This window comes from Arhodomonas sp. KWT, from assembly GCF_010993615.1.
In genome coordinates, this window is sequence record NZ_WNXE01000682.1 from 1 (window position 1) to 896 (window position 896).

Below are 896 nucleotides of genomic sequence, written 5' to 3' on the forward strand. Positions count from 1 at the left end.
GCGCGGGCGGCGGACACGGCGGTGCTGGTCAGCGAGGCGGAGAGATCCAGGCTCGGGTAGCGCTCGGCGATGGAGGCCGCCACCGTGGCGTCCGCCGAGCGCACCCGCAGGAAGGCAGCGCGCAGGTCCGGGCGGCGGCGCAGCCACGCCGAGGGCACGCCCACGTCCGGCAGCGGCGGCACCACCACGCGCTCCGGCGCCTCGGTCGGCAGCGCCAGCGCCTGGGGCGGGCGGCCGAGCAGCGCGGCGAGGTCCGCGCGCAACCGGTCGCGCTCACCCAGGGCCTGCTCCAGGGTGGTGCCGGTCTGCTCGGTGAGCTGGCGCTGGCGCAGCAGCTCGTCGGCGGTGACCTGGCCGTTACGGAAGCGCACCTCGATGAGATCGGCGATACGCGCGTTGAGGTCACGCTGGCGGCGCAGCAGCTCGATGGTCTCGTGCTGGCTCAGGAGCTGATAGTAGGTGCGTGCGACCTCCGCGCTCAGGGTCACCGCCGCGGCACGCAGGTCGAAGCGGCTCGCCTGCGCCTCCAGCCCGGCAGCACGGGCCTGGGAGGCCAGCCGTCCCCACAGGTCGACCTCGAAGCTGGCGGTCAGCGAGCCGGTGTAGCGCTCGGTGCTCTCGCCATCGTTGCGCTGGGTCCTCGCCCCGCTGCTGGCCTGCAGCTGCGGGCGCTGCCCGGCCCCCTCCAGCCGGGCCAGCGCCCGCGCGCGGCGGAGCCGCGCCCGCGCGCCGGCGAGCGAGAAACTGCCCGCCAGGGCCTCGCGCTCCAGCGCCGCCAGGGCCGGATCGTCGAAGTGCCGCCACCAGCGCGACGGCAGCGCACCGTCCCCGCTCGCGGAGAAGCGTTCCGGCACCGGCGCGGCATCGCGCGCGGGCATGTCGGTGTTCGGGGTGCA

1 protein-coding gene is annotated in these 896 nt (G+C 76.3%); it reads right to left on the reverse strand.

The genetic code is table 11. The features are described 5' to 3' along the window. A partial coding sequence (locus tag G7A99_RS21700) for a TolC family protein (RefSeq protein ID WP_240466374.1) occupies window positions 1–878 on the reverse strand: 878 nt, incomplete at its 3' end. Window positions 879–896 lie beyond the last annotated feature (18 nt).